This is a genomic window from Pseudomonas sp. Tri1, assembly GCF_017968885.1.
Taxonomy (GTDB): Bacteria; Pseudomonadota; Gammaproteobacteria; order Pseudomonadales; family Pseudomonadaceae; genus Aquipseudomonas.
On record NZ_CP072913.1, the window covers coordinates 4,043,593 to 4,070,472 of the forward strand.

At 62.0% G+C, this 26,880-nt stretch carries 27 protein-coding genes; 10 read left to right on the forward strand and 17 right to left on the reverse strand.

Features of this window, described 5'->3' with window-relative positions; translation table 11 throughout:
• Positions 1 to 6: 6 nt before the first annotated feature.
• Positions 7 to 570 (reverse strand): XRE family transcriptional regulator, encoded by a 564-nt coding sequence (locus J9870_RS17160; protein WP_210639184.1) that lies wholly within the window; start codon positions 568 to 570, stop codon positions 7 to 9.
• Positions 571 to 582: 12 nt separating this feature from the next.
• On the opposite strand from J9870_RS17160, the gene J9870_RS17165 reads away from it, so the two are divergent.
• From J9870_RS17165 to J9870_RS17195, 7 genes are all read left to right on the forward strand, one after another.
• Positions 583 to 1,587, forward strand: a complete 1,005-nt coding sequence (locus J9870_RS17165; RefSeq protein ID WP_210645313.1) for a DMT family transporter — start codon at positions 583 to 585, stop codon at positions 1,585 to 1,587.
• A 221-nt stretch (positions 1,588 to 1,808) separates the two neighbouring features.
• Positions 1,809 to 4,733 (forward strand): monovalent cation/H+ antiporter subunit A, encoded by a 2,925-nt coding sequence (locus J9870_RS17170; protein ID WP_210639185.1) that lies wholly within the window; start codon positions 1,809 to 1,811, stop codon positions 4,731 to 4,733.
• Entirely contained in the window at positions 4,733 to 5,077 is a 345-nt protein-coding gene (locus J9870_RS17175) for a Na+/H+ antiporter subunit C (RefSeq protein WP_003202835.1), read from the forward strand. Before J9870_RS17170 ends, J9870_RS17175 begins: the two co-directional genes overlap by 1 nt.
• On the forward strand, positions 5,074 to 6,759 hold the full coding sequence (locus J9870_RS17180; RefSeq protein ID WP_210639186.1) for a monovalent cation/H+ antiporter subunit D: 1,686 nt from the start codon (positions 5,074 to 5,076) through the stop codon (positions 6,757 to 6,759). The genes J9870_RS17175 and J9870_RS17180 overlap by 4 nt, the downstream gene beginning before the upstream one ends.
• Positions 6,756 to 7,244: a Na+/H+ antiporter subunit E gene (locus J9870_RS17185; protein WP_210639187.1), complete on the forward strand. Its 489-nt coding sequence runs from the start codon at positions 6,756 to 6,758 to the stop codon at positions 7,242 to 7,244. The genes J9870_RS17180 and J9870_RS17185 overlap by 4 nt, the downstream gene beginning before the upstream one ends.
• Positions 7,241 to 7,519, forward strand: a complete 279-nt coding sequence (locus J9870_RS17190) for a K+/H+ antiporter subunit F (RefSeq protein ID WP_003202841.1) — start codon at positions 7,241 to 7,243, stop codon at positions 7,517 to 7,519. The genes J9870_RS17185 and J9870_RS17190 overlap by 4 nt, the downstream gene beginning before the upstream one ends.
• The gene (locus J9870_RS17195; protein WP_210639188.1) at positions 7,516 to 7,869 is read left to right on the forward strand and encodes a Na+/H+ antiporter subunit G; all 354 of its coding nucleotides are present in this window, start codon (positions 7,516 to 7,518) and stop codon (positions 7,867 to 7,869) included. The genes J9870_RS17190 and J9870_RS17195 overlap by 4 nt, the downstream gene beginning before the upstream one ends.
• Positions 7,870 to 7,969: 100 nt before the next feature.
• Here J9870_RS17195 and J9870_RS17200 read toward each other — a convergent pair whose 3' ends face one another.
• The 3 genes from J9870_RS17200 to J9870_RS17210 all read right to left on the reverse strand — a co-directional run bounded on the left by J9870_RS17200 (position 7,970) and on the right by J9870_RS17210 (position 10,176).
• Entirely contained in the window at positions 7,970 to 8,407 is a 438-nt protein-coding gene (locus tag J9870_RS17200; protein WP_210639189.1) for a DUF3995 domain-containing protein, read from the reverse strand.
• Positions 8,408 to 8,533: 126 nt separating this feature from the next.
• Positions 8,534 to 9,544 carry an ABC transporter substrate-binding protein gene (locus tag J9870_RS17205; RefSeq protein WP_210639190.1) on the reverse strand — a complete coding sequence of 337 codons (1,011 nt, stop codon included), beginning with the start codon at positions 9,542 to 9,544 and terminating at the stop codon, positions 8,534 to 8,536.
• A 182-nt stretch (positions 9,545 to 9,726) separates the two neighbouring features.
• Entirely contained in the window at positions 9,727 to 10,176 is a 450-nt protein-coding gene (locus J9870_RS17210; protein ID WP_210639191.1) for a hypothetical protein, read from the reverse strand.
• Positions 10,177 to 10,603: 427 nt separating this feature from the next.
• Between J9870_RS17210 and J9870_RS29555 the strand changes: the two genes are divergently transcribed.
• The 3 genes from J9870_RS29555 to J9870_RS17220 all read left to right on the forward strand — a co-directional run bounded on the left by J9870_RS29555 (position 10,604) and on the right by J9870_RS17220 (position 11,527).
• Entirely contained in the window at positions 10,604 to 10,840 is a 237-nt protein-coding gene (locus J9870_RS29555) for a hypothetical protein (protein WP_246883015.1), read from the forward strand.
• Between the two features lie 132 nt (positions 10,841 to 10,972).
• The gene (locus J9870_RS17215) at positions 10,973 to 11,203 is read left to right on the forward strand and encodes a hypothetical protein (protein ID WP_210639192.1); all 231 of its coding nucleotides are present in this window, start codon (positions 10,973 to 10,975) and stop codon (positions 11,201 to 11,203) included.
• Positions 11,204 to 11,290: 87 nt separating this feature from the next.
• On the forward strand, positions 11,291 to 11,527 hold the full coding sequence (locus tag J9870_RS17220; protein ID WP_210639193.1) for a DUF2789 family protein: 237 nt from the start codon (positions 11,291 to 11,293) through the stop codon (positions 11,525 to 11,527).
• Positions 11,528 to 11,722: 195 nt separating this feature from the next.
• On the opposite strand, the gene J9870_RS17225 is transcribed toward J9870_RS17220, so the two are convergent.
• The 13 genes from J9870_RS17225 to iolE form a co-directional block, all read right to left on the reverse strand.
• Positions 11,723 to 13,330, reverse strand: a complete 1,608-nt coding sequence (locus tag J9870_RS17225) for a methyl-accepting chemotaxis protein (protein ID WP_210639194.1) — start codon at positions 13,328 to 13,330, stop codon at positions 11,723 to 11,725.
• 181 nt (positions 13,331 to 13,511) lie between these two features.
• Positions 13,512 to 13,916 carry a TraR/DksA C4-type zinc finger protein gene (locus tag J9870_RS17230; RefSeq protein WP_003202859.1) on the reverse strand — a complete coding sequence of 135 codons (405 nt, stop codon included), beginning with the start codon at positions 13,914 to 13,916 and terminating at the stop codon, positions 13,512 to 13,514.
• 327 nt (positions 13,917 to 14,243) lie between these two features.
• On the reverse strand, positions 14,244 to 15,266 hold the full coding sequence (locus J9870_RS17235; protein ID WP_210639195.1) for an ABC transporter permease: 1,023 nt from the start codon (positions 15,264 to 15,266) through the stop codon (positions 14,244 to 14,246).
• Positions 15,267 to 15,300: 34 nt separating this feature from the next.
• Positions 15,301 to 16,854 carry a sugar ABC transporter ATP-binding protein gene (locus J9870_RS17240; RefSeq protein WP_210639196.1) on the reverse strand — a complete coding sequence of 518 codons (1,554 nt, stop codon included), beginning with the start codon at positions 16,852 to 16,854 and terminating at the stop codon, positions 15,301 to 15,303.
• 73 nt (positions 16,855 to 16,927) lie between these two features.
• Positions 16,928 to 17,854 carry a sugar ABC transporter substrate-binding protein gene (locus J9870_RS17245; RefSeq protein ID WP_210639197.1) on the reverse strand — a complete coding sequence of 309 codons (927 nt, stop codon included), beginning with the start codon at positions 17,852 to 17,854 and terminating at the stop codon, positions 16,928 to 16,930.
• A gap of 51 nt (positions 17,855 to 17,905) precedes the next feature.
• Complete coding sequence (locus tag J9870_RS17250; protein ID WP_186710408.1) at positions 17,906 to 18,058, reverse strand: hypothetical protein; 153 nt, start codon at positions 18,056 to 18,058, stop codon at positions 17,906 to 17,908.
• A gap of 143 nt (positions 18,059 to 18,201) precedes the next feature.
• On the reverse strand, positions 18,202 to 19,254 hold the full coding sequence (locus J9870_RS17255) for a Gfo/Idh/MocA family oxidoreductase (RefSeq protein ID WP_210639198.1): 1,053 nt from the start codon (positions 19,252 to 19,254) through the stop codon (positions 18,202 to 18,204).
• Between the two features lie 261 nt (positions 19,255 to 19,515).
• On the reverse strand, positions 19,516 to 20,526 hold the full coding sequence (locus tag J9870_RS17260) for a Gfo/Idh/MocA family oxidoreductase (RefSeq protein WP_210639199.1): 1,011 nt from the start codon (positions 20,524 to 20,526) through the stop codon (positions 19,516 to 19,518).
• Positions 20,527 to 20,555: 29 nt separating this feature from the next.
• Positions 20,556 to 22,487: a 3D-(3,5/4)-trihydroxycyclohexane-1,2-dione acylhydrolase (decyclizing) gene (gene iolD, locus J9870_RS17265; protein ID WP_210639200.1), complete on the reverse strand. Its 1,932-nt coding sequence runs from the start codon at positions 22,485 to 22,487 to the stop codon at positions 20,556 to 20,558.
• A gap of 166 nt (positions 22,488 to 22,653) precedes the next feature.
• Positions 22,654 to 23,475: a TIM barrel protein gene (locus tag J9870_RS17270; RefSeq protein ID WP_210639201.1), complete on the reverse strand. Its 822-nt coding sequence runs from the start codon at positions 23,473 to 23,475 to the stop codon at positions 22,654 to 22,656.
• 35 nt (positions 23,476 to 23,510) lie between these two features.
• Complete coding sequence (locus J9870_RS17275) at positions 23,511 to 25,013, reverse strand: CoA-acylating methylmalonate-semialdehyde dehydrogenase (RefSeq protein WP_210639202.1); 1,503 nt, start codon at positions 25,011 to 25,013, stop codon at positions 23,511 to 23,513.
• A gap of 30 nt (positions 25,014 to 25,043) precedes the next feature.
• Positions 25,044 to 25,853, reverse strand: coding sequence for a 5-deoxy-glucuronate isomerase (iolB, locus tag J9870_RS17280; protein ID WP_210639203.1), 810 nt, complete (start codon positions 25,851 to 25,853; stop codon positions 25,044 to 25,046).
• Entirely contained in the window at positions 25,850 to 26,743 is an 894-nt protein-coding gene (gene iolE / locus J9870_RS17285; RefSeq protein ID WP_210639204.1) for a myo-inosose-2 dehydratase, read from the reverse strand. The genes iolB and iolE overlap by 4 nt, the downstream gene beginning before the upstream one ends.
• Between the last annotated feature and the right edge of the window lie 137 nt (positions 26,744 to 26,880).

Sequence of the window (26,880 nt, forward strand, 5' to 3'; positions counted from 1 at the left end):
CAGGAATCAAATCACCACATTGCGTACGAATCTCGCCGCCACCGGGCCATCGTTGCGATAAGCATGGGGCTGGTTGCTGGCGAACATGAAAAACTCACCAGCACTGATGCGGCGCTCTTCGTCGCCCAACAACAGGGTCAGGCAGCCCTCGAACACATAGAGCTGCTCGCTCCAGCCGTCGGCGTCGGGTTCGGAATGGTAATGCTCGCCGGGCTCCAGGCGCCATTCCCAAAGTTCGACTTCGCGACTGGCAGTGGCTTTTGCCAGCAGCACGGCTTTGCTGCCGGGAATGGTGCCGGCCCAGGCCAACTCGTTGATGCGGCTCGGATCGCGGGCGTCGGGGGCCTGGATCAAGTCGCTGAAGGCCACGTTTAGGGCCTCGGCGACACGGTCCAGGGTGGTCAGGCTGACATTTTTTTCCCCGGCTTCTATAGCCACCAGCATGCGCCGGCTGACCCCGGACAGTTCCGCCAGCGCGGTCTGGCTGAGCTGCGCGGCATGCCGCAGGCGGCGGACGTTCTGGCTGACGTGTTGCAGGACGGACGCCCGCTGGCCGTTTTCTTTGTGCACTATATTGCTCACATGCTAGGGCTGCGCATTATACTGCCCAACTTCGGGCGCATTGTGCGTCCGCCTCAAGTGGCGCGCAAGGTCATGACACCGGTGAACTCCCCTCAAGCTTCCTCCCGCTTCTCAAGGTTCAGCAAAGCTGAATGCGTGCTGGTGTTGATCACCATGATCTGGGGCGGAACCTTCTTGTTGGTGCAGCACGCCATGACCGTCAGCGGGCCGATGTTTTTCGTTGGTCTGCGCTTCGCCGCCGCGGCGGGGTTTGTCGCACTGTTCTCCTGGCGGCATCTGCGGGACCTGACCCTGTTCGAGCTCAAGGCCGGGAGCTTCATCGGCGTGGCGATCATGCTCGGCTATGGCTTGCAAACGGTCGGCCTGCAAACCATTCCCAGCAGCCAGTCGGCGTTCATCACCGCGCTGTACGTACCCTTCGTGCCGCTGTTGCAGTGGCTGGTGCTGGGCCGCCGGCCTGGCCTGATGCCGAGCATCGGCATCATGCTGGCGTTCACCGGGCTGATGCTGGTGTCAGGTCCTGCGGGTGCTTCGCTGAATTTCAGTGCCGGCGAAATTGCCACGCTGATCAGCGCCATCGCGATTGCCGCCGAGATCATCCTGATCAGCGCCTATGCCGGCCAGGTCGATGTGCGCCGGGTGACCGTGGTGCAACTGGCAAGCACGGCGGTGCTGGCATTCTTGATGGTAGTACCGACCCAGGAAACCATTCCGGATTTTTCCTGGTTGCTGCTGGTCAGCGCCGTCGGCCTGGGGGCCGCCAGCGCAGCGATCCAGGTAGCGATGAACTGGGCGCAGAAAAGCGTCTCGCCGACCCGCGCCACGCTGATCTATGCCGGCGAGCCAGTGTGGGCCGGCATCGCCGGGCGCCTGGCGGGCGAGCGCCTGCCAGCGATTGCCTTGTTCGGCGCAGCGCTGATCGTCGCGGCGGTGATTGTCAGTGAACTGAAGACCCGCAGCAAAGGTGCTGTCGAAGTGGATGAGGTGCTAGAGCGCGAGCAGTGAGGCCGGTGGACCAGCGCAATAGCGGCGAGCAAAATCCCCTCGCCACAGGTGATGTGTATCACGCGGTATTTGTGGCTAGCTCTGACTCCGCGTCTCCTCGCCAAAATAACGCAAAGTCAGAAAACTCCGTCCACTTTGTAGGATTCTGCGACACCCTCGCGGTTGGTGATCGGGGATACGCCACGTATGATCCCTGCTACTCACCCGCCGAATAGAAGCCTATGTCACTGATAGTTCTATTGCTTTTGCCCTTCATCGGCAGCTGTGTCGCGGCGCTGCTGCCGCATAACGCCCGTAACGCCGAATCATTGCTGGCGGGCCTCGTGGCCCTGGTCGGCACCGTTCAGGTGGCCTTGTTGTACCCGCAGATCGCCGACGGCGGCGTGATCCGTGAGCAATATTCCTGGTTGCCCAGCCTCGGCCTGGATTTCGTGCTGCGCCTGGATGGTTTTGCCTGGCTGTTTTCCTTGCTGGTGCTGGGCATCGGCACACTGGTGTCGCTGTACGCCCGCTACTACATGTCGCCGGACGATCCGGTGCCGCGCTTCTTTGCCTTTTTCCTGGCGTTCATGGGCGCCATGCTCGGGCTGGTGATCTCCGGCAACCTGATCCAGATGGTGTTCTTCTGGGAGCTGACCAGCCTGTTCTCGTTCCTGCTGATCGGCTACTGGCACCACCGCGCTGACGCCCGGCGCGGTGCCTACATGGCCTTGATGGTGACCGGGGCCGGCGGGCTGTGCCTGTTGGCCGGAGTGATGCTGCTCGGCCATGTGGTGGGCAGCTATGACCTGGACAAGGTCCTCGCCGCTGGCGATCTGATCCGCGCCCATGCCCTCTACCCCACCCTGCTCTCGCTGATCCTGATCGGCGCCCTGAGCAAAAGCGCCCAGTTCCCTTTCCATTTCTGGCTGCCCCACGCCATGGCCGCGCCGACGCCGGTGTCGGCCTATCTGCACTCGGCGACCATGGTCAAGGCCGGGGTGTTCCTGTTGGCGCGGTTGTGGCCAGCGCTGTCGGGCAGTGAACAATGGTTCTATATCGTCGGCGGCGCGGGGGCCTGTACTTTGCTGCTGGGCGCCTACTGCGCAATGTTCCAGAACGATCTCAAAGGGCTGCTGGCCTACTCCACCATCAGCCACCTCGGGTTGATCACCCTGCTGCTGGGCCTGAACAGTCCACTGGCGGCGGTGGCGGCGGTGTTTCATATCCTCAACCACGCCACCTTCAAGGCCTCGCTGTTCATGGCCGCCGGGATCATCGACCACGAAAGCGGTACCCGCGACATTCGCAAGCTCAGCGGCCTGGTGCGGCTGATTCCGTTCACCGCGACCCTGGCGATGGTGGCCAGCGCGGCAATGGCCGGGGTGCCGCTGCTCAATGGTTTCCTGTCCAAGGAAATGTTTTTCGCCGAGACCGTGTTCATTTCCGCCACGGCCTGGGTCGAGTTGACGCTACCGATCATCGCCACCATCGCCGGGACCTTCAGCGTCGCCTACTCCCTGCGCTTCACCGTGGACGTGTTCTTCGGCCCCACCGCCACCGACCTGCCCCATACCCCCCACGAGCCGCCGCGCTGGATGCGCGCGCCGGTGGAGTTGCTGGTGTTCACCTGCCTGGTGGTGGGGATTTTCCCGGCCCAGGTGGTCGGCTCGTTGCTCGCCGCTGCGGCGTTGCCGGTGGTGGGCGGCACCTTGCCCGAGTACAGCCTGGCGATCTGGCATGGCCTCAACGCGCCGATGATCATGAGCCTGGTGGCGATGTCCGGCGGCATCGTGCTGTACCTGCTGTTGCGTAACCAGTTCAGGCAAGGGCACATCAAGCACCCTCCGTTCATTGGCCGGCTCAGCGGCAAGCGGTTGTTCGAACGCTGCCTGGTGCTGATGATGCGCCAGAGCCGGCGGCTGGAACGGCTGATCAGCACCCGTCGCCTGCAGGCCCAGTTGTTCTGGCTGGTGCTGGCTGCGGTGCTCGCCGGGTTGATCCCGATGCTGCACAGCACGCTGGTCTGGGGTGACCGGCCGAAAATCCCCGGCTCCATCGTCTTCGTCTGCCTCTGGCTGCTGGCGATCGCCTGTGCCCTGGGCGCGGCCTGGCAGGCCAAGTATCACCGGCTCGCGGCCCTGACCATGGTCAGCGTCTGCGGCCTGATGACCTGCGTGACCTTCGTCTGGTTCTCCGCGCCCGACCTGGCCTTGACGCAACTGGTGGTGGAAGTGGTGACCACGGTGCTGATTCTGCTCGGCTTGCGCTGGCTGCCACGGCGGATCGAGGATGCCTCGCCCCGGCCCAATAGCGAACGGCGCGCACGCATCCGGCGCTTGCGAGACTTGCTGTTATCCGTCGCGGTGGGGGGTGGCATGGCGCTGCTGGCCTACGCGATGCTGACCCGGCAGACGCCCAACGACATTTCTTCGTTCTACCTCAGCCGTGCCCTGCCCGAAGGTGGCGGCAGCAATGTGGTGAACGTGATGCTGGTGGACTTCCGTGGCTTCGACACCCTGGGAGAAATCACCGTGCTGGTGGCGGTGGCCCTGGCGGTGTTCGCCCTGCTACGACGGTTTCGTCCACCGAAGGAAAGCATGCAACTGCCGGCGCAACAGCGCCTGCTGGCGCCGGACGTGGTCACCGACCTGGTCAACCCACGCCATGCCAGCGACACCGCGTTGGGCTTCATGATGGTGCCGTCGGTGCTGGTACGCCTGCTGCTGCCGATTGCCCTGGTGGTGTCGTTCTACCTGTTCATGCGCGGACACAACCAACCCGGCGGCGGCTTCGTGGCCGGGCTGGTGATGTCGGTGGCGTTCATCCTTCAGTACATGGTCGCCGGCACCCAGTGGGTCGAGGCGCAAATGAGCCTGCGACCACTGCGTTGGATGGGCACTGGGCTGTTGTTCGCCACGGCCACGGGGCTTGGGGCGATGGTGGTGGGTTATCCGTTCCTGACCACCCACACCTGGCATTTCCACTTGCCGCTGCTGGGCGACATTCACCTGGCCAGCGCACTGTTCTTCGACATCGGCGTGTACGCCGTGGTGGTCGGCTCGACACTGTTGATCCTTACCGCCCTGGCTCACCAGTCGGTACGAGCCCATAAGCCGGGCCTGCAAGCCAAACCCGTCGCCCCCGTCAAAGGAGCCACCGCCTGATGGAAGAAGTCATCGCAATCGCTATCGGCGTACTGGCCGCCTCCGGTGTCTGGCTGGTGTTGCGGCCTCGGACCTTCCAGGTGGTCATGGGCCTGTGCCTGCTGTCCTACGGCGTCAACCTGTTTATCTTCAGCATGGGCAGCCTGTTCATCGGCAAGGAGCCGATCATCAAGGACGGCGTGCCCCAGGACCTGCTGCACTACACCGACCCGCTGCCCCAGGCCCTGGTGCTGACCGCTATCGTCATCAGCTTCGCCATGACCGCGCTGTTCCTGGTGGTGCTGCTGGCGTCCCGGGGCCTGACCGGTACCGACCACGTGGACGGCCGGGAGCCCAAGGAATGATGTTGACGCCCCATCTGATCGCCGCGCCCATCCTGTTGCCGCTGCTGACCGCCGCGCTGATGCTGATGCTCGGTGAAAAGCACCGCCCACTCAAAGCGCGGATCAACCTGTTCTCCAGCCTGCTGGGCCTGGGCATCGCCGTGTTGTTGCTGCGTTGGACCCAGGACCAGGCCCTGCCCGCCTCCATCGGCGTGTACCTGCCTGGCAACTGGCAAGCGCCGTTCGGCATCGTCCTGGTGGTCGATCGTCTGTCAGCGCTGATGCTGGTGCTGACCGGCATCATCGGCGTCAGCGCCCTGCTGTTCGCCACCGCCCGTTGGGACCGCGCCGGGGCGAGTTTCCATGCCCTGTTCCAGATCCAGCTGATGGGCCTCTACGGGGCCTTCCTGACGGCGGACCTGTTCAACCTGTTCGTGTTCTTCGAGGTGCTGCTGGCGGCCTCCTACGGTTTGATGCTGCACGGCTCGGGCCGGGCGCGGGTGTCGTCGGGCTTGCATTACATTTCCATCAACCTGCTCGCCTCGTCGCTGTTTCTGATCGGCGCGGCGCTGATCTATGGCGTCACCGGCACCTTGAACATGGCCGACCTGGCCTTGAAGGTGCCGCTGGTGCCGGAAGCCGACCGCGGCCTGCTGCACGCCGGGGCAGGCATCCTCGCGGTGGCATTTCTGGCCAAGGCCGGCATGTGGCCGCTGAACTTCTGGCTGGTGCCGGCCTACAGTGCCGCCAGTGCGCCGGTGGCGGCGCTGTTCGCGATCATGACCAAGGTCGGCGTCTACACGATCCTGCGCCTGTGGACGTTGCTGTTCTCCAGCCAGGCCGGTGCCTCGGCGTTTTTTGGCGCCGACTGGCTGGTCTACGGCGGCATGGCGACGATCGTCTGCGCGGCCATCGCCATTCTCGCGGCGCAACGCCTGGAGCGCATGGCCAGTCTGAGTATCCTGGTCTCGGCCGGAATCTTGCTGTCGGCCATTGGTTTTGCCCAGCCGAACCTGGTGGGCGCGGCGCTGTTTTATCTGGTGAGCTCGACCCTGGCGCTTTGCGCACTGTTCCTGCTGGCCGAGTTGGTCGAACGCTCGCGCTCGGCCAATGAAGCGGGCCTGGACGACGACTTCGACACGCTGCCGCGACCGCTGGAGTCCTTGCAACCGCCCAAGGGCATCAACCTCGACGACGAGCAGAAAGCCGTGGTCGGCCAAGTGATTCCCTGGACCATGGCCTTTCTCGGCTTGAGTTTCATCTTCTGCGCACTGTTGATTATCGGCATGCCGCCGCTCTCGGGGTTCATCGGCAAGCTGGGGCTGCTGAGCGCGTTGCTCAATCCCCAGGGGTTGGGGGCCAGCGCCGGGGCGCCGGTGTCGAACCAGGCGTGGGGCCTGCTGGCGCTGTTGATCCTGTCGGGGCTGGCCTCGTTGATCGCATTTTCGCGCCTGGGCATCCAGCGCTTCTGGACGCCACAGGAGCGTCCGTCGCCGTTGCTGCGGCCGTTCGAATGCCTGCCGATCATCGTCCTGCTGGGCCTGGGCATCGCCTTGACCTTCAAGGCCGAGCCGTTGCTGCGCTATACCCAGTCCGCCGCCGATGCGCTGAACAACCCTGAACACTATGTGATGGCGGTTCTGGCCACCCGCGCCGTGCCCAATCCCCAGGCCAGCACCGCATTGCCGCAGGTGCAACCATGAAGCGCCTGTTTCCCGCGCCGTGGCTGTCCCTGGCGCTCTGGTTGCTGTGGCTGGTATTGAACCTGTCCCTCAGCGCCGGACACTTGCTGCTCGGTGCCGCGCTGGGCTTGCTGGCACCTTTGATGATGCGCCCGCTGCGCCCGCGGCCCATCCGCATCCGGCGGCCATGGGTGGTGTTGCGCTTGTTCTTGCTGGTAGGCCGCGACGTGCTGGCCTCGAACCTGACAGTGGCCTGGGGCGTGCTGAACGCCGGGCGCCGCCCACCTCGCTCGCGGTTCATCAAGGTGCCGCTGGACCTGCGCGATGCCAACGGCCTGGCGGCGTTGTCGATGATCACCACGGTGGTGCCCGGGACGGTCTGGTCGGAACTGGCGCTGGATCGCAGCATCCTGCTGATGCATGTGTTCGACCTGCAAGACGAGGCGTCATTCATCGCGCATTTCAAAGCCACCTACGAGCGCCCGTTGACGGAGATTTTCGAATGAGCCCGCTGTTGTCCAATGCGATCCTGTTGAGCCTGTTCCTGTTCTCCCTGGCAATGGTGTTGACCCTGTGGCGGCTGTTCAAGGGGCCTTCGGCGCAGGATCGGGTACTGGCCCTGGACTACCTGTACATCGTGGCGATGCTGATGATGCTGGTGCTGGGCATTCGTTATGCCAGTGACACCTATTTCGAGGCAGCGTTGCTGATTGCCTTGTTCGGCTTTGTCGGCTCGTTTGCCCTGGCCAAGTTCCTGCTGCGTGGCGAGGTGATCGAATGATCGGTGAATTGTCGTTGTGGGTCGAAATCCCAGTGGCGATCCTGTTGGTGCTCAGCAGCCTGTTCGCCTTGATCGGGGCGATCGGCCTGGTGCGCTTGAAGGATTATTTCCAACGCATGCACCCACCGGCCCTGGCTTCCACGCTGGGCGCCTGGTGCGTAGCGCTGGCCTCGATCATTTACTTCTCGGCGCTCAAGTCCGGGCCGGTGCTGCACGCCTGGTTGATCCCGATCCTGCTGGCAATCACCGTACCGGTGACCACCCTGCTGCTGGCCCGGGCGGCGTTGTTTCGCAAGCGCATGGCGGGGGATGATGTGCCTGCGGAGGTGAGTAGCCGCAGAACCGACTGACAGATACTTCGAACCGGTACAGCTTTTGTGGCGAGGGCTGCGCCCTCCAGCGGGAGCAAGCTCCCTCGCCACAATTGTGATCGGCTGATGATTGAGTGGCTCAGGCCCAGGCCACCGCCAGCAACCCAGCCCCGAGTACGACGCACAACGGCGAGTAGACCCAGGTATCAAGCCTGGCGAAGGTCGAGCCTTTGACTTCCTTGAAAAAACCCACCAGCTCCGACTCGCCAATGGCCCGGGCGAACATCAGCAAGGCAATCGCGCTGATCAGCCACTGCAATGCCCGATGAGTGACCGGCGGCGCCAGCAGGCCAACCCGCAGGCTCACCAACACTGCAATCATCAGCAGCGCAAGCGCCACCAGCAGGGTCAGCCAGCCGGAGGGGTCGAACGCCGGTCGCAGCGCTTCCCCCTGCTTCACCGGCACCTGAGGCACCACTGCCTTGGCTGCCCATCGCCCGCCGAGGGCCCAATACAAATGAATCAAGCTGATGGTTGCAAACACTGCAACCAGCGACCGAGCCAATAAAAGCGTCATTCGCCAGCCTCCTGAGAAAGGTAGAACAATCATCCTAGCTGGAATTTGGCATTTCGCTGGGACCGGCGCAGATTGCCAGATCCCAGCCACTGACTCATTGCCCAGGATCAAGAGTTCTCCTCAACGCTAGAGACTGGCAGACACCTTGTCGGCCACATCCTTGGGCAGCCAGGCCTGCCAGACCTGCGGGTGAGCCTTGAGAAACGCCTCGGCAGCTTCACGGGGAGGCGTGTGCTTCTCGCTCATCTCGGCCAAGGCTTTGTTCAGCGGTTCGATGGGCAGGTCAACCTTGCTGAAGAATTCGGCAATGTCCGGGTGTTGCTTCTGGAACGGCGCGGAGACGCCAATAGACAACTTCGAGGCCAATGAACGGGTCGGCCGCGGATTGGGATTGTCGGCGTCGGTCAGGGTTTTCCAGGCCTCGGCATCGAACGGTGGCTCCTGCAGTTGCACCAGCTTGAAACGTCCGAGCAACGGCGTGGGCGACCAGTAATAAAACAGGATCGGCTTGCCCCGGCGGATCGACGAGCTGATTTCCGCATCCAGCGCCGCCCCCGAGCCGCTGCGGAAATTCACATAGCTGTCGGACAGGCCATAGGCCTTGAGTTTCTGTTTGTTGACCACTTCGGACGTCCAGCCGATGGGGCTGTTGAGGAAGCGGCCCTTGTCGGGGCTTTCCGGGTCCTTGAACACGTGCTTGTAGCGCGCCAGGTCTTCAACGCTGCGCAGGTCCGGTGCCAGGGGCTTGATGCCCTTGGCCGGGTCGCCCTTGATCACGTATTCCGGCACCCACCAGCCTTCGGTCGCCCCCTTGACCGTATCGCCCAGGGCAATCACCTTGCCTTCGGCCTCGGCCTTGACCCACACCGGGCTGCGCCCGGCCCACTCTTCACCGATCACTTGTATGTCGTTATTGGCCAGGGCGGTTTCCAGGGTAATGGTGGTACCCGGCAATGTGTCGGTCGCAAGCCCATAGCCCTTTTCAACGATGATCCGCAGGATATCGGTGATCAGGCTGCCACTTTCCCAGTTCAAGTCGGCAAAGTGGATCGGCGCTGAAGCGGCCGACGCCGGAAGTGGCGAAACCAACGCAGCGAGGGTGGCCCAGGCAGCCAGCCATTGTCGAACTCGTTTCATGCTTTGTACCTCGTACCAGACACAGCAATAGCTGAACGGCCCTGCGTCAGCGAACGCAAGCCTCTGAATAGTTCAGTCAACTGACTGTAGCCGAGGTTCCAGCGATATCTTGTTAAAACTGTTACCAGTCCTGAGCGCCCGAAGCCCCTGCAAACCCGACACTCACCGGTACACAGCAGACATCACTCGCTGGCCTTGAACGTCACCAGTTCGCCCTTGCGCCACTTGGCGGCTTTGGCGGTGACCGCCTTCAAGGTCTTGGTCAAGCCTTCTTGCAGCTGTTCATTGGCCGCGAACACGGTCACCACGCTATGGCCTTCCTTGAACAGGATCGCATGGCCTGCGGGGGTGGTGACGAAGGCGTAGTCCCCAAGACCGTAGACCGTCAGTTTGATTTCACGAAACCTGATTTCAAACTTGCCGCCCTCGCGACTGGGCAATACCGCTGCGCGAAAGTGATCACCTACCTTGAGTTCAAGCCTGGGCTTGTCATCGACCACCAGGGCCGACTCGGTGTCGATTTCGGCAACATAGATACCTTCGGCGGTCTGCTCGGTGATGTAGACGAAACGTGACTGGAATTGTTTGACCAGTTTTGCCCGCAGGTCACCAAGTACAAATAACGCATGCATGTCGAGATTACTTACTGCCAAGGAAACATCCCCATCTTTGAAAACGGCCCGCCCTCGGAAAAGGACGGACCACGAGAACCCGTGCCGACTGTATTGTCGCAATGGACCTGTAACTGAAATTCGAGGTAAACGGCGCGCCCTGCCCCAGGCGAGAAGAGACTAAAGGATTGCCGCTCTCGCCGTCTTTCCCGAGGGGTCGTCAGAGGCTGAAGGAAAACGCCACTCTGAGCATCGGAAAAGATGGGACTACTAACTTTAGGGAAATTTCCCACTTAAAAAAGCATTTTTCTGACATCGAGCCCAAAAAAAATTGCTTTAGATAGGCACAACCGTCTACACGGTGCTGCCGATTCTAGAGCAGCCGCAGGCGTGGAGACTACCCGAAGTACTCGACAATTCGTCGGTAAACCATAGAAAAGGAATTCACATGGCCACTTTCACCCCCCTGGACCAACCCGTAGCCCCTTGCATCGTGCCCCCCCACGACACGTCCGACAGGGTCGATTGCCTTCCAGTCTCGTTGATTCAACCGCGCTATCGGGTCGTTCTGGCCGGCAAGTGCTTCTTTCATATTGAGGAAACGTCGACTGGACGCGTAAGAGGATTCCGCACCGATCATAACGAAGCTTGTTTCCTGGCCAGGCGTCTGGAACGCAGCGCCTGAGTTCATATACGCCCGTCCATGACTTAACTCAGCCGCCGACAGGCAACTGCTGCCATACTGCCCGCCCGCGAAGACCGTCTCCTATCGGCGGATCGCGCACCAACACCATGACTTTTGAAGAGAAGGCGCGACGTGACGGAATTTGATATTGGCGAATTTTTTATCCGGGGCGAAGCCAGAGAGGTCGAAGGCGAGTTCCAGGCCGTCATTGTGATGCGCGCCAAACCACCGTTGACCACCGTCACTTGTCACCAGGTGGAAAAGGATCGCTGGTTCAAGACCGCGGACATCGCCGCCGAGGCCGCCAGGGAAGCGGCCAAGGCGCTGAAGACTGCGGTGGATGAAGGGGCCTTGAAAGCCTGAGTCCGATCGAACTCCTGACGGGCGCGTGCCTCAGATAGAGGGAAGCAACCGAGGCGCCATGACGGCGCCCGCCCAAAGGAGTCCCCCATGGAACAGCCATCCTACGCACTCAATACCCTGTTCGACCAACTAGGCCTGCCCTCGGAAGGCAAAGCCATCGACGATTTCATCATGGCGCACCCGCTGGCGCCGGAGATCAAACTGGTGGAAGCCGATTTCTGGTCGGACCAGCAGAAAGACCTGCTTCAGGAATGGCTCCTCGCCGACGGCGAAGAAGCGGTACTGGTGGATCAACTGAACGTGCGCCTGCACGACGGGAAATAGCATCCAAACCCCATGAGTCCCCGATGGCAAGGGGATTTATGGGTTGATCGTTCCCACGCTCTGCGTGGGAATGCATCCCGTGACGCTCTGCGTCACCTTCCAGAAGCGGAACGCGGAGCGTCCCTGGCGACATTCCCACGCAGGAGCGTGGGAACGATCGATAGCCTGCACACCTGCAGGTTTGTTCGAGTTGAGCTACCGCGGCTTCTCCGGTTTATAACCCAACCGCAAACCACCCCAGTGACGCCCCTTGAGCATGATCGGTACGGAAAGATCGTGCATCAATTCCCCCGTGTCCCGAGTGTAGGTCTGCAACAGCACCGGCTGTTGGTGGCTGCCGCAGCGAATCCCGGTGCGATCGGAGAATTTGCGCTTGGTCCGATTATTCAGCGTGTCCACCTGGGGATCGCCGGTCAGCGGCTGGCTGAAGACCTTGTTGTGAGTCGGTACGTAACCCTGCTGGGTGCAGGCAATTGCAAACACCAGGCCCTCATGGCGGGCGAGCAATGGCTCCTGGATTGCCGGCAGCACCTGGTCGGTGTAGCGGTCGAAACGAGTCTGGTATTTGGCTGGCTGAGTATTGGGGATGGCCTGGTAATTACGGTCGAACAGATCCTCCAGGCTGACACGGCCCTGGTCGATGTCGGCCTCGAACTGCGCGGCGATCTGGCTCGCCCCTTCCCGTGCCAGGTCATAGACCCGCTGGTGATAATCGTCGAGGCCAACCTCGGCCAGGCGTTCGCTGATGGTTTCGGCCTGGCCTTCCATCTGTACCGCCGCCTCGGCGAGGCGCTGGGTCTGCTGATCGCTGATGGACAGGTCACCGCGCATCTGCTCGATGGCATGGAACAGGCTGTCGAGTTGTTCGCGGTTGGTATCGGTGCCCTGGGCGATGGCGCTGACCTGAGTCTCCACCCCCTCTGCGAGCCGGGCAATGTTTTCCAGATGCTGGCCGGTGTGCTCGACCTGTTGCACACCGCTGTCCAGGTCGGTGGCCAATTGCCGGATCTGCTCCACCACCTGCGCGGTGCGCTGCTGGATGTCCGCCACCATCACCCCGACCTCACCGGTCGCTGCCGCCGTGCGCCCGGCCAGGCCGCGCACCTCATCGGCCACTACCGCAAATCCACGGCCATGCTCACCGGCGCGTGCCGCTTCGATGGCCGCGTTCAGTGCCAGCAGGTTGGTCTGGCTGGCAATGGACTGGATCACCAGGCTGACCCGCTGGATTTCATCGCTGCGCACGCTCAAGGCCTCGATCAACTCGCGGCTGTCGTTTGCGCGCTGGCTGAGCTGGTGCATGCGGCTGATGGACTCCACCAGTTCGCTGCGCCCGGCCACGCTGCTGCGATGAGCCTCACTGGCGGCGCCCAGGGCCTGCTGGCTGAGCTGCGAGGTGGCTTGCTCGGTGGCGATCATCGATTCGGCGTTGCTGACGATTTGCGCGGCGGCGTCGAGTTGCGACTGGACCTTGCCGGCCAGTTGCTTGACCGAATAGGCAACACCGGCCGCCGACAATGCGTTATGGCTGGTGGTGTAGGACAAATCGCGGGTCAATTCAGCCAGTTTGTCGACCGCCGCCGGTTCCGCCGTCGTACTCATGCGCGAGCGCAAGCGCGGCAACCAGACGATCAACATCACCAGGGGCAGGACCAGGTACAACGACCAGCCGCCCAGGGCCATGCCGCACAGCAGCAAGGTCAAGGCGAGACTTTGCAGGGTCGGTGTCAGCCAGCGTGCTGCGTTTTTTGTCCCAGGCACCGAGGCAGGCACCGCACCCGCCAGAGATCCGTCTGTCGCCATGTTCGTCACCCACACTTCTCGTTGTTATGACTGCATTAAACGCCACTACCTAGCCATTATCCATGGTCCATTAGTCGTGTTCTTGCAGCAAATCAACGGTAGTCGACAAACAGCCGATAGACGAAAACAAAAGATCGCAGCCTTTGGTAAGAAGGCTGCGATCCTTGTTTGAACCGCTGGGTCAGGCCTGACGCTGGTGCTTGTCGATCTGCTCGTGACGTTCTTGAGCTTCGATGCAGTACTTGGTGGTCGGGCTGATCAGCAGGCGCTTGAGGCCGATTGGCTCGCCGCTGTCGTCGCACCAGCCAAAGCTGTCGTCGTTGATGCGGTCCAGGGCCTGCTCCAGTTGAGGCAGCATGCGCTGGTCGCGATCGATGGCGTTGACCAGCCAGGTCCGCTCTTCTTCTACGGAAGCAGCGTCTGCAGGGTCAGCCGGGGTGTCCAGGCTCTCAATGGCGATTCGGTTCTGTTCGATGCGCTCGTGGGTTTCGACTTTCATGTTCTGCAACAGCTTGGTGAAGAAAGCCAGCTGCTCGGCATTCATGTAGTCATCCGCCGGCATGGCCAGCAACTTTTCCTTTGTCATTGATATCTCTATAAAAAAACGTGCATTAAGGCGAATTATGGAGCGTCTCGCAGCGCAGCTGCCACGCTCATCGAGAAGGCGCCGTCTCTTCCAAGCGCCACCCGGCACTCAATTTACGAGGGGCGGCAGTCTAAGGCCGAGTCGAGGCCTCAGCAACTGAAAACATAGGGAAAATGTCCGACACCCCCTTCAAATGTTCTCTGACAGGCTTTCGGCGGTCATCGGAGTGCGTTTATAACAAGAAATTCGGTGCAATAGCTGTATTAAGAAGACAAATGGCAACGCCACGCGGGTCAGGCGTGGCGCTTTGTCGCAGGACGGGCACGTTCAGCGCTTGAGTTTACGCTTGTTGCGGTACTGGTCGATGACCACGGCCACCACAATGATCAGCCCCTTGATGATGTCCTGAATATAGGCATCGACCCCGACGAAGGTGAAACCGCTGGCCATCACCCCGAGAATCAGTGCACCGATCACCGTCCCGGTGATGCGCCCCACTCCACCGGCCAGGCTGGTGCCACCAATCACCGCTGCTGCAATCGCGTCCAGCTCATAGGACATGCCCATGCCGGCCTGGCCGGTCGCCGCCCGCGCCGAGGCCACCACCCCGGCGAGCCCCGCCAGCAACCCGGCGATGCTGTAGACGATCACCAGATGGCGCTTGACGTTGATGCCCGACGTACGTGCCGCCTGCATGTTGCCGCCAATGGCGTAGGTGTATTTGCCATATTTGGTGTAGCGCAGGGCAATGTGGAAGATCACCGCCACCACCAGGAAGATGATCACCGGCATCGCGCCATGGCCGATGGCGGTGTAGGAATCGGACAACATGCTCACCGGCTGGCCTTCGGTGTAATAACGCGCCAGGCCCCGGGCCGAGACCATCATGCCAAGGGTGGCAATGAACGGCGGGATGCCGGTCACGGCGATGATGCTGCCGTTGATCGCCCCGGCCAGCAGGCCAACGCCAAGCCCGGCCGCCACCGGGATCCACACCGGCAAATCCGTCAGGGAAGGAAATACCGCGCGGGCGAAGTCCGAGGTCTGGGCCAGGCTGGCGGCGATCATGGCCGACAGCGCCAGCACCGAGCCGGACGATAGGTCAATACCGGTAGTGATGATCACCTGGGTCACGCCGATGGCCAACAGGCCGATGATCGACACTTGCAGGATCATCAGCACCAGGCGCTGGGAGTTCATCAGGAAGCTCTGGTCGCGCATGATCCAGCCGAACATCTCGAAGACCAGGCCGATACCGATCAGCACCAGGAAGATACTCAGTTCCGTCGGCAATCGCCGACGCGCCCTGGCCGGTGCGGCCGCAGGTTTGTTTTCCAGTATCGCGTTCATAGCCATTCACCTTTTTTATCTGGACTGACGGGCATCAGGACAGGCCTGAAGCCAATTGCATGACTCGTTCCTGGGTCGCTTCGCTGCGGTCGAGGGTGCCCATCAGGTCGCCTTCGTGCATCACCATGACCCGGTCGCTCATGCCCAGCACCTCCGGCAGTTCCGAGGAAATCATGATCACCGCCATGCCTTCGCTGGCGAGGTAGGAAATCAGCCGGTAGATCTCGGCCTTGGCACCGACATCGATGCCGCGGGTCGGCTCGTCGAGGATCAGGATGCGCGGGTTGGTCATCAGCCAACGGGCCAGCAGCGCTTTCTGTTGGTTGCCGCCGGACAAGGTGTCGATGCACTGCTCAAGGGACGGGGTCTTGACCCGTAGTTTCTTGCACATGTCCTCACACAAGGCGCGCAAGGCTTTCTGCTGGATGAAGCCGTTGCCGACGTAATGGGGCAGCACGGCCATTTCCATGTTCTCCAGCACCGACAGGCACGGAAACAGGCCACTGAGCTTGCGATCCTCGGTCAATAGCGCGAAGCCCTTCTCGATGGCCATGTGCGGGTCGCTGATGCGTACCGGTTGGCCGTCCAGCAGGATTTCACCGCCGGTACTCGGGGTCACGCCGAAAATCGCCTCGGCCACATTGGTCCGGCCAGAGCCCATCAACCCGGCGATACCGAGGATCTCCCCGGCATGCAGGTCGAAGGACACGCCTTTGAAGATGCCGTCCAGGCTCAGGTCGCGCACCGACAGCACCAACTCGCCGATGGGTTTTTCCCGAACCGGGAACAACTGGCTCAATTCGCGCCCGACCATCATCGAAATCAGGCTGTCACCGTCCATGCTGTCGGCCCGTTGCAGGCCGATGTAGGCACCGTCGCGAAACACCGCCACTTCATCGGCGATGGTGAACACTTCGTTCATTTTGTGGGTGATGTAAATGATGCCCTTACCCTGGGCCTTGAGGTCGCCGATGATCGAGAACAGGTGGGCGACCTCCGTCTCGGTGATGGCCGAGGTCGGCTCGTCCATGATCAGGATGTCGGAATCGTACGAGACGGCCTTGGCGATCTCGACCATTTGCCGCTCGGCAATGCTCAAGTTGCCCACTTGCTCTTCAGGATCGAGGTTGATCCGCAGGCGTTCCAGCAGCCTGGCGGTGCAGCGATGCATTTCACCATGATCAACCATGTGCAGGCCGTTGAGCTGCTCGCGGCCGATCCAGATGTTTTCGGCGATGCTCATGTGCGGCATCAGGTTCAGTTCCTGATGGATCATCGCGATGCCGGCCTGCAAGGCCGCCAGGGGCGTGTCAAACGTCACCGGCTTGCCACGCAGGCGCAGTTCACCGGCGTCCGGCTGGTAGATGCCGGCGATGATTTTCATCAAGGTGGATTTGCCCGCGCCATTCTCGCCCATCAGGGCCAGCACGGAACCGGGGCGTACTCGCAGCTGTACATCGGACAGGGCCACCACGCCGGGAAAGCCTTTGCTGACATTGACGACTTCCAGCAGATACGGTTCATCAGGTATTACGTCCGGCCGGAAGGTCATCGCCGGGGCGCTCGAAGCAGTCGCTGAAGCGAACATGATCAGGTACTCCCTCGGCAAGGTCAGCGGGCGACCTTGCCTGTTTATTGTTGTGGTAGCAGTACGTTAAACGTCACTTGAACTGATTGACGTTTTCCGGCGTGATCAGGCGATACGGCACCCAGACGGCCTGCTCGACCGGCTGTTTCTTGACCATTTTCACCGCCGTGTCGATCGAGCCATCGGCCTGGCCCTTGGCGTCCTGGAACACCGAGACCGCCATGTCGCCTTTCTTGATGGCGTTCAAGCCGTCCGGCGTGCCATCGACCCCGGCAATCAATACGCTGCCTTTCTTGGTACCCGCTTGCTTGAGGGCCATGGCGGCGCCGATGGCCATCTCGTCGTTGTTGGACACCACGGCCTGGAAGTCGCGCCCCTGGGTCAGCCAGTCGTTGACCAGGGTCATGCCCTTGTCGCGGGACCAGGTGCCGGTCTGTTCCTGTTCGATCTTGATGCCCGGGTACTTGGCCAGTACTTCCTTGACCCCCTTGGTACGGTTGGTGGTGGAGTTATTGGCCAGGTCACCCAGCAGGATCACGATGTCGCCCTTGCCACCCATCTTGTCGGCCAGGTATTGCATCTGCATGCGACCGGCTTCCAGGTCATCGGAGGCCACGGTGACCACCCCTTCCGGCAACTTCGGATCATCCGGGCGGCGGTTGACGTAGACCAGGGGGATACCGGCGGCCACGGCGGCCTTGGTGATGCGCTGAGTCGCGGCGGTGTCCACCGGATTGACGATGAGCGCGTCGACCTTCTGGCTGATAAAGCTTTCCACCTGGCTCAATTGCTTGACCACATCGCTGCGGGCGTCTTCGAACTGCAGGGTGACGCCGTCCGGCAGGGACTTGGCTTTCTTGTCCATGGATTCGCGCAGGTAGGTCAACCAGGTGTCATCGAACTGGGACATGCTGACGCCGATCTTCAGGTCCGCCAGGGCAGCGCCGCTGGTGAGCATCAACGACAGGGCCAACGAGGCGATACGGGTCTTGGTCTTCATGAACGGTCTTTCTCCACTTTTTTGTTGGTCTTATGGATAAGGCGTAGCGGATCAGGAACGGGGCAAGCGCACGATGGGCGCGCCGGGCATGCAACACACCATGGCGCCCTTGCGCTGGATACACAGGGATTCGAACAGGGGAAGGACTGCGGACAGGCGTAGCAGATGTGGCAGGTGAAACGCAGAGCGGCTGAAGGTTTTCATCGACGGTACCTAGCTGTGTTTCTTGTTTTTGTTTCGTCCTTCATCCATTCAAGGCTGAGCCTGGCAGGAGGCGGACAGGATTGTCGGTAACCTGGAATCGACTTTATTGGAAAATATTTTCCATATCAACTCATTTTAGAATTTTATTCGTTTTTTGTTCCATGGCCGATTGGCGTGGCCAGAATCACCACTTCGCCCTGCTCGGCGCTGTGCCTTGCAGCGTCCAGGATGCGCGTGGTCGCCAAGGCATCACGGGCCTCCACCGGCAGTGGACCAGAGCCCTGTAACGCAATTTGCAGACGCTGATAGAACGCCAGCCAACAGCCGCGCTCCGAGGTCACCCGCTCGCGCTCGGTGCCGTGTTCGAACCAGCCCCAACGCCGATGCTCTTCAGCGCCCCAGCGTTCGCCCTCGGTCGCCGGGCTCAATCCCGCCAGCGCCTGGGCCTCCTGGCCGTCCAGGCCTTCGACGGTATAGCAGCCCTGGGTGCCACTGACCCGAAAACGCGGACGCGGGGCGTTTTGCACGCAATTGCCACTCAGGTGGGAAATCACACCGTTGGCATGGGTCAAGGACATAAAGAAGCCGTTGTCGAACACCTGGCCTGGCTGCCGGTAGTCCAGCTCGGCATAAACCCGCGTCACCGGCCCGAACAGTTGCAGCGCCTGGTCCACCAAGTGGCTGCCGAGGTCGCGCAGGAATCCCCCCCCGCTGCCCTTGCCCACCGAGGCTGGCGAATAGCGCTCGACGCTGGATTCAAAACGAACGACCTGCCCCAGGGCACCGGACGCCAGCAGTTTGCGCAGGGTGAGGAAGTCCGAATCCCAGCGACGGTTCTGGTACACGCTCAAGGGCACGTTGCGTTGTTCGGCCGCCAGCACCATCGCCTCGGCCTGGGCGGCATCAGGGGCAAACGGCTTGTCGCTGACCACGGCGACGCCGAGTTCGATGGCTTGCATCACCACGGCCGGGCGCGCGTCCAGCGGCGTGGACACCACCACCGCATCGACGCCCGCTTTGACCAGTTGTTCGAGGGAGTCAAAGGCCTGGACGTGCGAGTAATCACTCGCCAGTTGCTGGCGCCGCTCAGCGGACCGGGTCACCACACCGACGAACGTAGCCCCCGGCAGGCTGCTGATCAGCGGAGCATGAAAAAACCGCCCGCCCTTGCCGTAGCCCACTAGTCCGATTCGCATGAAAGCTCCTTAGATCACGGTTGGAATACAGCCCCTGTGGGAGCGAGCTTGCTCGCGATGGCGTCAGGCCTGCCAGCATCAATGTCGCCTGCCCCACCGCTATCGCGAGCAAGCTCGCTCCCACAATTGACCGAGTACCTTCGAGGCAACACGGTCGACTGTGGGAGCGGGCTTGCTCGCGAAGATGGCGGTAGATTCAACCTTGAGGTCGACTGACACTACGCTTTCGCGAGCAAGCCCGCTCCCACAGGGGGATTGTGGTTAGCCGTAGAAACGCGGCCGCTCAGGCAGTTCGACCTTGACGATCTGCCCGCTCTGCTGCGCTTCAACACAGGCATCCGCCGCCACCGCCGCGGCAAAACCATCCCAGGCCGACGGCCCGCCCACCTGCCCGGCGCGCACGCCGTCGATGAAGGCCTGCAATTCGACGTCGTAGGCCGCGATGAAGCGGTCCTTCCAATCCATCAGGATCGCATTGGACAGCTTGGCGCCGCTGCGCAGTTGCACCTGGGACGGTTCCGGGAGTTTGGCGATGCCGGTCTCCCCCACCACTTCGCACTGGATGTCGTAGCCGTACTGGCAGTTGACGAACACTTCCACGTCGATGCGCGTGCCCCGGGCGGTTTCCAGCAGGACGATCTGCGGGTCTCTCAAATGGGCGTGGGCCTTGCTGGTCTTGCGCGGGAACACCACCTGCACCGAAACATAGTCATCGGCCAGCAGCCAACGCAGCACATCCAGTTCATGGATCAAAGTGTCGGTAATGGCCATGTCGGTCTTGTAGTTTTCCCCCACGCTCGGGTTGCGGTGGGCGCAGTGCAGCATCAGCGGTTCACCGATCTGCCCGCTGTCGATCACCGCCTTGAGTGCCCGATAACCTTCATCGTATGGGCGCATGAAACCGACCTGCACCAGGCGCTTGCCGTGGGCGATTTCGGCCTCGACGATCTTGCGGCAGCCTTCGGCCGTGACGGCCAGGGGCTTTTCACAGAACACTGGTTTGCCGGCCGCAATCGCCGCCAGCACGAACTCTTCGTGGCTCGGGCCCCAGGAGGTGACGAGGATCGCCTCCACGTCCGGCGCCTTGATCAGCGCATGACCGTCGGGGTAGACCTCGGCGGTCAGTTTGAGATCGGCAACGACCTTGGCCGCTTGTTGCAGGTTGATGTCGGTCACCGCCACCACCTGGCTGTTGAGCAAGGTCTGGCTGCAACGACGGATGTGGTCCTGGCCGATGGCCCCGGTGCCGATGACGCCCAGCTTCAAAGACATGGAAAACTCCTTTCGTATTGGTGGGGCAATCAATATTGACGGGCCTTGGCCAGTCGTTCGTTAAGGGTCTTGGCGACCGCATCGGTGCGGGCACTGGTAGAGACTTGCGCCACGCCGACCCGCCACCACGACAGGTATTTGTGGATCATGGTCTTGGGCAGGACCTTGATGTCGATCAGCGTGGAAACCGTCTGCAACCGCGCATCGGCCAGGGCCGCGTGTAGCTCGTCGAGGGTCTTCACCTTGTAGGTCTTGCAACCGTAGGCCGCGGCACTCATGGCAAAGTCCACCGGCACGAAACCGCCGTCGAGCTTGCCGGTGTCAGGGTTGCGGAAGCGGAACTCGGTGCCGAAGCTGTCCATGCCGTGTTCCATTTGCAGGTTGTTGATGCAACCGAACGTCATGTTGTCCAGCAGCACCACATTGATCTTGCGGCGCTCCTGGATCGAGGTCGCCAATTCCGAGTGCAGCATCATGTAGGAGCCATCGCCCACCAAGGCGTACACCTCTTTGTCGGGCTCGGCGAGTTTGACCCCCAGTGCCGCATTCACCTCGTAACCCATGCATGAATATCCGTACTCGAGGTGATAGGTGTTCACGCCCTTGCTGCGCCAACTGCGTTGCAAGTCGCCGGGCAAGCTACCAGCGGCGGCGACGATGATGGCGTCATCCTCCAGGGTTTCATTGAGCGTGCCCAACACGCGGCTCTGGGTCAGGCAGGAACCGGTGAGCTCGATGAATTCACGAAACACCGCCGGGTCCATGTGATCGTTGATTTCCGGGACGAAATCCTCGGTCTGGAAGTCGGCTTGATAGACGCGGTCCACTTCGGCGTCCAACTGGACCTTGGCATCGGCGACCTGCCCGCCCCATTCGGCGCGATAGTCGCCCATCGCGGCCGAGAGAGCCTCCAGGCCCGAACGCGCGTCGGCCAGCAGTTGCACGCCGTCGAGTTTCAGGGCATCGCACGGACTGATGTTCAAATTGAGGAATTGCACATCAGGGTGCTGGAACAACCATTTCGATGCTGTGGTGAAATCGCTGTAGCGAGTGCCGATACCGATGATCAGGTCGGCCTTCTTGGCCAACAGGTTCGCCGCCAGGCAACCGGTTTCGCCGACGCCACCAACGTTCAGCGGGTGGCTGGAAACCACGGCGCTCTTGCCGGCCTGGGTCTCGGCGAAGGGAATGTCGAAGCGCTCGGCAAAGGCCTGCAACGCGGCATTCGCTCCGGAATACCGCACGCCGCCACCGCAGATGATCAACGGCTGGCGCTTGCCCTTGAGCAACGCCAGGGCATCGCCGAGCATCGCCTCGGTGGCCGGGCGACGGTCGATGCGATGAACACGTTTTTGCAGGAAGTAATCCGGGTAATCGTAGGCTTCGGCCTGTACGTCCTGGGGCAACGCCAGGGTCACCGCGCCGGTTTCGGCCGGGTCGGTCAGCACGCGCATCGCATGGATCGCGGCGGTCATCAATTGCTCGGGGCGGTTGATGCGGTCCCAGTATTTGCTCACGGCCTTGAAGGCATCGTTGGTGCTGATGCTCAGGTCGTGGAACTGCTCGATCTGTTGCAGCACCGGGTCCGGCTGGCGACTGGCGTAGACGTCGCCGGGCAACAGCAGCAACGGAATACGGTTGGCCGTCGCCGTGGCGGCGGCGGTCAGCATGTTCGCCGCGCCGGGGCCGACCGACGAGCTGCAGGCGTAGATCTTGCGACGCAGGTGCTGCTTGGCGAAGCCGATGGCGGCGTGGGCCATGCCCTGCTCGTTGCGGCCCTGATGGACCACCAGGTCGCCGCTGTCCTGCTCCAGCGCCTGGCCCAGGCCCAATACATTGCCGTGGCCGAAGATGGTAAAGACCCCGGCGACGAACTTGCTCTGGACGCCATCGACCTCGATGTACTGGTTATCGAGGAATTTCACCAGGGCCTGGGCCATGGTCAGTCGTGTTGTGGTCATGCTTGCACCTTGTCTGGAATGCAAATTCAGCGGCTGGCTCAGTCCCCTGTGGGAGCGAGCTTGCTCGCGATAGCGGTGGGTCAGGCGGCTTTGATGTTGGATGTGCTGCCGCCATCGCGAGCAAGCTCGCTCCCACAGGGGGTTCTCCATCGTTCAGGAAATCAGGTCAGGCCTGGGAGCTCTGCAGGTGATTCATGCTTGCCCCCAACGCCTGGCGAATGTCGGCCAGCTCATGGACGCTCTCGGCGAACGGCTCAAAGGACAGGTAGCCCTCATAGCCTCCGACCCGCAACGCCTCGATCTGTGCGGCATTGCCGAGGATGTCGGCCTCGCCCACCAGCACCCGATGACCATCCCGGATCGTTGCCAACGGCGCCTGGGCATCCTCGACACCGGAGATGTGCACCAGCCCGGTCAGTTCGGGGAAGAATTCCCGCTCGCCCGCCAGATGATGGTGGAAGGTGTCATGCACCAGGCGAAACACATCAAGCCCGCCAATGCTCTTGATCGCTTCCACCGCCGTGCGCTTGCGGCGCAGCGAGCACTCCTCGAAACCCAGCGGTTCGATGAAACCGTAGATGCCGAAGGCGCGCAGGATCGGCGCCAGTTCACTGAGGGCCGTGCGCAACCCCGCCGCGCGTTCAGCTTCGCTGCGTGGGTCGGCGCGGTCGTTGAGGGGGCACATCACCAGCCCCTCGGCACCGCATTCACGGGCGTAGTCGGCCAGGCGCACGGCTTGGGCGCGGCGTTCTTCATTCCACACGTCGAAGGGGTACAGGGCGTTGATCGACAGCACTTTGATGCCCCGCGCCTCGCACAATTCACGCACGCGGGCCGGCGGCATGCCGTCTTCGATCTCGACGCCCTTCAGATCGTTGCGGATCTCGATGGCATCGGTTTTCAACGCCAGGGCCAGGTCGATGAAAGCGGGCAGTGACAGGCGCGGGGCAACCATTCGATTCAGGGCAAAACGCAGGGGCTTGTTCATTGTTGTTCTCCCTCCGGCAGTCATTCAAAAATGAGTTATTGGGCAGTCGGCATGCTGAATTCAGGCCCCTTGGCGATGCTGTCGGGCCAGCGTTGCATCACGCTTTTGTAGCGGCTGTAGAAGCGCAGGCCTTCCTCGCCGTAGGCATGGTGATCGCCGAACAGCGAACGCTTCCAGCCGCCAAAGGAATGCCAGGCCATGGGCACCGGAATCGGTACGTTGATGCCGACCATGCCGACCTTGATGCTGCGGGCGAACGCCCGGGCGATGCCGCCGTCACGGGTGAAGCAGGACACGCCGTTGCCGAATTCATGGGCGTTGATCAGCGCCACCGCCGTAGCGAAATCCGGCACGCGAACGATCCCCAGCACCGGGCCGAAGATCTCTTGCTGGTAGATGCTCATCTGGGTGGTGACCTGGTCGAACAGCGTCGCCCCGACAAAGAACCCCTGCTCGGCCCCGGGCACCTTGAAACCACGGCCGTCGACGATCAGGCGAGCGCCTTCAGCGACGCCAGTGTCGATGAAACCCTCGACCTTGGCCTTGTGCTCGGCAGTCACCAGCGGCCCCATGTCGGTGCCGGGCTGCTGGCCGTTGCCGATTTTCAACTGATCGATGCGCGGCAGCAGCTTGGCAATCAATTCATCGCCCACATCCCCCACCGCCACGGCGATGGAAATCGCCATGCAGCGCTCGCCAGCCGAACCGTAGGCCGCACCAATCAATGCATCCGCTGCCTGGTCGAGGTCGGCGTCGGGCATGACGATCATGTGATTCTTGGCCCCGCCCAGGGCCTGCACACGCTTGCCGTTCGCAGTACCCTGCTGATGGATGTATTCGGCGATGGGAGTGGAGCCGACAAAGGAAATCGCTTCGATGTCCGGGTGCTGCAACAGCGCATCCACCGCCACTTTGTCGCCCTGGACCACATTGAACACACCGTCGGGCAAGCCGGCTTCCGTCAGCAGCCGAGCCATCAGCAAACTGGCGGATGGATCGCGCTCCGAAGGCTTGAGGATGAAGCAGTTGCCAGCGACCAGCGCCAGGGGAATCATCCACAGCGGCACCATCACCGGGAAATTGAACGGCGTGATACCGGCGCACACGCCCAGGGGCTGACGCAGGTTCCAGTTGTCGATGCCGCCGCCGATGTTGTCGCTGAAATCGGTCTTGAGCAGGTTCGGCGCGCCACAGGCGTATTCGACGATCTCGATGCCCCGGGTGACTTCGCCGTGGGCATCGGACAATACCTTGCCGTGCTCGCGGCTGATGATTTGCGCCAGCTCATCGTGATGACGGTCGAGCAACTCCTTGAACTTGAACATCACCCGCGAACGGCGCAGGGACGATTGCTCGGACCAGCCCGGGAACGCCGCCAGTGCCGAGGCCACCGCTGCGTCGACGGTGCCCGGCTCGGCCAGGGCGACCTGGGCCTGCACCGCGCCAGTGGCCGGGTTGAAGACCTTGCTGAATCGCGCGCTGTCGCGGTTCTGCAGCTGGCCGTTGATGTAGTGGCCGACTACCGGGGCGTCATTCATTGTTCTTGTTCTCCGTGCAAAGGGTGGAATTCAGAGGTCGAGCAGCCAACTGTGCTGCGGGTCGTTATGGAACTGCCAGACCCGCTTCGGGCCGGCCATGACGTTCAGGTAGTACGACTCGTACCCGTAGGGCACGCTGACCGGGTGGTAGCCCTTGGGGACCACTACCAGGTCGCTGTTCTCCACGGCCATGGCCTGGTCGATGCTGCGGTCGTCGGTGTAGACCCGCTGGAACACGAAGCCCTGGGACGGGTTGACCTGGTGGTAATAGGTTTCTTCCAGAAAGCTCTGGTGCGGCAAGTCGTCGGTGTCGTGCTTGTGGGGCGGGTAGCTCGACGAATGCCCCGACGGCGTGCGCACTTCCACCACCAGCAGTGAATGGGCGGGCTCGCTGTCCGGCAGGATGTCGCAGACATACCGGGTATTGGCGCCCTTGCCGCGTACGCTGCGCTTCATGCTGTCCGGACGGATCAGCCGTGGGCCGTAACCGTTTTGCGCAGAACCCGGCGCGGCACACACGGCAATCTGTACATCGCTCAGCGCGGTAACCTGGGCCTGGCTGCCGGGAGGCAGATAAGCGGCATAGGGCGATTTGTCCTCGAACACCGACTGGCGATCACCGAGGTTGTCCCAATCGAAGGCGCCCTGCCCCGGTGCTTCGCCCTTGAGGCTGATGCGCCCGCTGAGCAGCACCAGGCACAACTCCTTGTCAGCGGCGGCCACCGGCAGGGTTTCACCGAGGCTCAAGCGGTAGGCGGCGAATCCGACATATTCCAGTTCGCCCGCTGGCAACTGAACCATGGTCCGGCCACTGGAATGGCTTTTGATCAACAGGCTCATGACGCAGTCCTCTCTTGCAGCAAGGCACGCAGGGTGTCGTAGCCTTTCTTGGCGTAGGCATAACTCGGCGCCACGGCCGGGTCCTGCTCGGCTTCCACCACCAGCCAGCCTTGGTAATCGGCGCCCAGCAGCACGTCGAGCAACGCGGCGAAATCGATGTCGCCGTCCCCCGGCACGGTGAAGGTGCCGTTGATGATGCAGTCGGGGAAACTCCAGAGGTTGTTGCGCGCCAGTTGCACCACCGGTTTGCGTACGTCCTTGAAGTGCACATGGCAAACCCGCTCGATGTGTTTGCGCAGTACTTGCAACGGTTCGCCACCGCCCATGTAGCAGTGGCCCGAGTCGAACAACAAGCCCACTTCACTGCCGGTCAGGGCCATCAGCGTGTCGATGTCCGCGGGCGATTCGACGTAGGCGCCCATGTGGTGGTGATAGGCCAGGCGTACGCCCCGGGACAAGGTGAAACGCGCCAACTCGGTAAGTTTGTCAGCGTAGGCTTGCCAGGCTTCATCGGTGTGAAAGCGCGGCCGTTCGATCAGAGGAATACGCTGGCCTTGAATGGAGTCAGCGACTTCGCCATACACCAGCACCGTTGCCCCGTTCTGCGCCAACAGCTCGACGTGGCTGGCGATGGCGTCGATTTCCTCGGCCGCCGAACGCCGGGCCAGGCGACTGGAATACCAGCCGGAAACCAATGCCAGGTCATAAGGGCGCAGCACATCGCCGACGCCCTTGGCGTCCTTGGGGAACTTGCCGTTGAGCTCAAAACCTTCGTAACCGATGGCCTTGCCTTCGCTCAGCGCCGTGCTCAACGGCGTCTCGCCGCCCAACGATGGCAAGTCGTCGTTGCTCCAGGAAATCGGGTTGATGCCAATTCGAATAGCGGGCATGGCTGCACCTTTTATTGTTTTTACATTGCCATTGAAGGCGACACGGAACCTTGTGGGAGCGAGCTTGCTCGCGATAGCGGTTTGACAGTCGCATCAATGTTGCATGTTTCACCGTCATCGCGAGCAAGCTCGCTCCC

Excerpts from the sequence above, each read along its gene's own strand:
- iolB (WP_210639203.1), bottom strand. The coding sequence starts at position 25,853 with ATGAGCCTGTTGATCAAAAGCCATTCCAGTGGCCGGACCATGGTTCAG.
- iolD (WP_210639200.1), bottom strand. The coding sequence starts at position 22,487 with ATGACCACAACACGACTGACCATGGCCCAGGCCCTGGTGAAATTCCTC.
- J9870_RS17165 (WP_210645313.1), top strand. The coding sequence starts at position 583 with ATGCTAGGGCTGCGCATTATACTGCCCAACTTCGGGCGCATTGTGCGT.
- J9870_RS17230 (WP_003202859.1), bottom strand. The coding sequence starts at position 13,916 with ATGACAAAGGAAAAGTTGCTGGCCATGCCGGCGGATGACTACATGAAT.
- J9870_RS17240 (WP_210639196.1), bottom strand. The coding sequence starts at position 16,854 with ATGTTCGCTTCAGCGACTGCTTCGAGCGCCCCGGCGATGACCTTCCGG.
- J9870_RS17175 (WP_003202835.1), top strand. The coding sequence starts at position 4,733 with ATGGAAGAAGTCATCGCAATCGCTATCGGCGTACTGGCCGCCTCCGGT.
- J9870_RS17260 (WP_210639199.1), bottom strand. The coding sequence starts at position 20,526 with ATGTCTTTGAAGCTGGGCGTCATCGGCACCGGGGCCATCGGCCAGGAC.
- J9870_RS17185 (WP_210639187.1), top strand. The coding sequence starts at position 6,756 with ATGAAGCGCCTGTTTCCCGCGCCGTGGCTGTCCCTGGCGCTCTGGTTG.
- J9870_RS17275 (WP_210639202.1), bottom strand. The coding sequence starts at position 25,013 with ATGAATGACGCCCCGGTAGTCGGCCACTACATCAACGGCCAGCTGCAG.
- J9870_RS17235 (WP_210639195.1), bottom strand. The coding sequence starts at position 15,266 with ATGAACGCGATACTGGAAAACAAACCTGCGGCCGCACCGGCCAGGGCG.
- J9870_RS17270 (WP_210639201.1), bottom strand. The coding sequence starts at position 23,475 with ATGAACAAGCCCCTGCGTTTTGCCCTGAATCGAATGGTTGCCCCGCGC.
- J9870_RS17200 (WP_210639189.1), bottom strand. The coding sequence starts at position 8,407 with ATGACGCTTTTATTGGCTCGGTCGCTGGTTGCAGTGTTTGCAACCATC.
- J9870_RS17190 (WP_003202841.1), top strand. The coding sequence starts at position 7,241 with ATGAGCCCGCTGTTGTCCAATGCGATCCTGTTGAGCCTGTTCCTGTTC.
- J9870_RS17220 (WP_210639193.1), top strand. The coding sequence starts at position 11,291 with ATGGAACAGCCATCCTACGCACTCAATACCCTGTTCGACCAACTAGGC.
- J9870_RS29555 (WP_246883015.1), top strand. The coding sequence starts at position 10,604 with ATGGCCACTTTCACCCCCCTGGACCAACCCGTAGCCCCTTGCATCGTG.
- J9870_RS17210 (WP_210639191.1), bottom strand. The coding sequence starts at position 10,176 with ATGCATGCGTTATTTGTACTTGGTGACCTGCGGGCAAAACTGGTCAAA.
- J9870_RS17225 (WP_210639194.1), bottom strand. The coding sequence starts at position 13,330 with ATGGCGACAGACGGATCTCTGGCGGGTGCGGTGCCTGCCTCGGTGCCT.
- J9870_RS17250 (WP_186710408.1), bottom strand. The coding sequence starts at position 18,058 with ATGAAAACCTTCAGCCGCTCTGCGTTTCACCTGCCACATCTGCTACGC.
- J9870_RS17205 (WP_210639190.1), bottom strand. The coding sequence starts at position 9,544 with ATGAAACGAGTTCGACAATGGCTGGCTGCCTGGGCCACCCTCGCTGCG.
- J9870_RS17195 (WP_210639188.1), top strand. The coding sequence starts at position 7,516 with ATGATCGGTGAATTGTCGTTGTGGGTCGAAATCCCAGTGGCGATCCTG.
- J9870_RS17180 (WP_210639186.1), top strand. The coding sequence starts at position 5,074 with ATGATGTTGACGCCCCATCTGATCGCCGCGCCCATCCTGTTGCCGCTG.
- J9870_RS17170 (WP_210639185.1), top strand. The coding sequence starts at position 1,809 with ATGTCACTGATAGTTCTATTGCTTTTGCCCTTCATCGGCAGCTGTGTC.
- iolE (WP_210639204.1), bottom strand. The coding sequence starts at position 26,743 with ATGCCCGCTATTCGAATTGGCATCAACCCGATTTCCTGGAGCAACGAC.
- J9870_RS17245 (WP_210639197.1), bottom strand. The coding sequence starts at position 17,854 with ATGAAGACCAAGACCCGTATCGCCTCGTTGGCCCTGTCGTTGATGCTC.
- J9870_RS17255 (WP_210639198.1), bottom strand. The coding sequence starts at position 19,254 with ATGCGAATCGGACTAGTGGGCTACGGCAAGGGCGGGCGGTTTTTTCAT.